At 29.5% G+C, this 2,764-nt stretch carries 3 protein-coding genes; 1 reads left to right on the top strand and 2 read right to left on the bottom strand.

The features are described 5' to 3' along the window. Positions 1-201: 201 nt before the first annotated feature. On the bottom strand, positions 202-669 hold the full coding sequence (yiaA, locus tag Q0856_RS17840; protein ID WP_298507177.1) for an inner membrane protein YiaA: 468 nt from the start codon (positions 667-669) through the stop codon (positions 202-204). A gap of 156 nt (positions 670-825) precedes the next feature. On the opposite strand from yiaA, the gene Q0856_RS17835 reads away from it, so the two are divergent. After that, positions 826-2,292 carry a hypothetical protein gene (locus Q0856_RS17835; protein ID WP_298507175.1) on the top strand — a complete coding sequence of 489 codons (1,467 nt, stop codon included), beginning with the start codon at positions 826-828 and terminating at the stop codon, positions 2,290-2,292. On the opposite strand, the gene Q0856_RS17830 is transcribed toward Q0856_RS17835, so the two are convergent. Next, positions 2,289-2,764: DUF6503 family protein (locus tag Q0856_RS17830; RefSeq protein WP_298507173.1), on the bottom strand; the 476-nt coding region annotated here is incomplete at its 5' end. The genes Q0856_RS17835 and Q0856_RS17830 overlap by 4 nt on opposite strands.

Raw genomic sequence — 2,764 nt, 5'->3', positions numbered from 1 at the left:
AAATCCAGCGAAGCTAGCTTCGCTGGATTAATTTAATTATTTAATAAATTGTCAACCTATTTTAGGACGACTCAAAATATATAATATTTTTCTGATAACGCAAAAAGCAGCCCCTAGATTTTGAGCTGCTTTAATAAACATCAAAACACAATTCCTAGAAACTGCGTTTTAACGCTTTATTGTAAAAATATAATACACTTTTTATTCCGTTTCTTCTAAAAATTTAAGGTCCCGAGTATTTTTTTGTACTGCAATAGCAGAGAATAAACTTAATACAAATGACATAGCATAAAAACCCTTTTCGCTTAACAATAAATCGGCATTCCATAAACCAATTACTAATAGTACAATTGAGGTTATCGTGGTAAACCAACTTATTCCGTAATAAGCTTCTGTAACAAGTAACCCTTCTTTTTTATCACGTACACTTTTTTGTACAGATACCACAGAGAATAATCCAAATAATAGTACGGTAAAATAATATCCTTTTTCATTAAGGAGCATATCTGCATTCCATAATCCTATACAGTAAGAAACCATACCTAATAGCAAAGCAGACCATGATGCAGATATAAAAGCAGACGTTGGTTTTAAATCAAAATCTATTTCCTTCTTTTGCTTTTTTAAGGGAGCGCTCTTTTTTGTTTCTGTAAAAATTTGATTTTCCATAATATTTTATTTTGATGTTTATGTTGGGGCAAAGATGCAATGACAAAAGAAGAATATAAATTAATAAATGTTTTAAAACTTACGATTTAAAATAATACACTTTTGCATTGTAGTCTATAAAACATGTAGTTTTGTGTAAAATATAATTACGATTAAATGAATATTATTATTGTAATAATTACGTCTTTATCAGCCGAAAGAAGACATGATTTTAGCTTATGGTTAAAGAATAGAAACAGAAGAGGGGATACTAAAAATCACCTTCTTTTTAATTATTTACTTAAAGGGGAGGTAGATAATCTTGATGTAAAAATCTATGGAAAACCTGCAAAGAATGCTTTTCATGCCTTATGTAAAAGGTTACAAGATAATTTGCTCGATTTTTTAGCAACTAAAAGTTTTGAAAGCGAAACCTCGGAAGAGCTAGAGGTTCTTAAGTTAATCGTGGTAAGCCGTATTTTTTTAGAACAGAAAGAATATAATGTAGGGTATAAAACTCTGGCTAAAGCTGAAAAATTAGCTGGTTTTATGGATCATTATTCTTTGCTGAATGAAGTTTACCATACCAAAATTCAATATGCCCATTGTAACCCGTCTTTAAATTTAGAAGAAGTTTTTAGGGCATCAATATTGAATATGGAGTCTTTTCAAAAAGATTTTAAGTTAAATATGGCTTATGCGGAAATTAAGGAAAAAATGCTGACCACAGATTCATTACCTGTTTTAGATAGTATTGTAGAAGAAGCATTTAAAAAATTTGATGTTTCTATAAGTGCTTCTTTATCATATAAATCCTTGTATCAATTAATGAATATTACTTCTATTACAGCAAAATTGCAGCGAAATTATTATAGGGTTACTCCTTTTATAGAAGAAGCTTATACTTTGGTAAGTGCTAAAAAAACATTAGCATATAAGCACTTGTACTATCATATTGGTATTTTACAAGTTATGGCAATGGTGAATTTTAGAAATAAAAATTTTGAAAATTCCATGTTTTTTGTTGAAAAAATGGATGAGCAAATGAAGAGCAATAATGGGGCTTACTATCGTCGATTTTTAGGTGATTTAAACACGCTTAAAGGATTAAACTATAATTATACAGGAAAGCATGATAAAGCTCTGGAGGTTTTAGAAAAAGACACCTCGGGATCCTTAGATATACAGTTAATAAAGATGATGTGTCTTTTTCAACAGAAAAGATATAGAGAGGCATATCAAATTATAAAAAAATTACACCATAGCGATGTTTGGTATGAAAAAAAAGTAGGTTGGATTTGGGTTTTAAAAAAGAGTATACTAGAGATATTACTGTTAATAGAATTAGATCAGCTAGATTTGGTTTTATTGCGAATTAAAAGTTTTAGAATAAAATTTAAAAAGAAGCTCTATCAAATAGAAGAAAATAGGGTGCTTACTTTCTTGCAATTAGCTTTAGCTTATTATGAGGATCCTAAGCAAGTTCTTTTAGATTCTTTTAAGCAAAAAGTAGAAGCTTCTTTTAATTGGAAGGCCAATGAAAAAGAGGATATATATGTTATGAGCTTTTACGCATGGTTAAAGTCCAAAATGGAAAACAAAGGGTTGTACGAAACTACGTTACAATTAGTGTCTAAGAATTAATTTTTCTGTAATTCTTCTGTTTTAGTTAGGATATCTGTTCCTAAATATTTGTCATCTTTATTGTAGTACCAAGCTCTGTTTTTGGGCATTTTAATATCTTGTATTTCTTCTTCATCTGATAGTAAAATATACTCGCCATCATTTTTAGATTCGTCATGGAAAAATTGATATACTTCCATAGCATAGGTGTTAGGGTTAAAATAAAAATACCAAACATCTTCCCCCACCTCTTTATCATAAGTAACTTTAAGAACTAAGTATTCTTTATCTTTAAAAGATTTGCGGACAACTATAGAGTCAATAATAGTTCCTGGGTCTTTTAACTTCATTGGTAAGCCATATAAATAGGTATAGTAGTCTTTCATCATTTTAGTTCGACTACAATTTATTTTAAGACTGTCCCGTCCTAAAATAAGTTGACACAAATTCAACTTATTTATGAAGTATTCAGAGAAACCAAGGAAGAAGCGGA

This window comes from uncultured Maribacter sp. (assembly GCF_947496775.1).
Classification (GTDB): domain Bacteria; phylum Bacteroidota; class Bacteroidia; order Flavobacteriales; family Flavobacteriaceae; genus Maribacter_B.
The sequence above is the reverse complement of the archived record's forward strand: the minus strand, read 5'-3'. Positions and strand labels throughout refer to the sequence as shown.

Coding starts and splice junctions, on each gene's coding strand:
- yiaA (WP_298507177.1), bottom strand. CDS start 669: ATGGAAAATCAAATTTTTACAGAAACAAAAAAGAGCGCTCCCTTAAAA.
- Q0856_RS17835 (WP_298507175.1), top strand. CDS start 826: ATGAATATTATTATTGTAATAATTACGTCTTTATCAGCCGAAAGAAGA.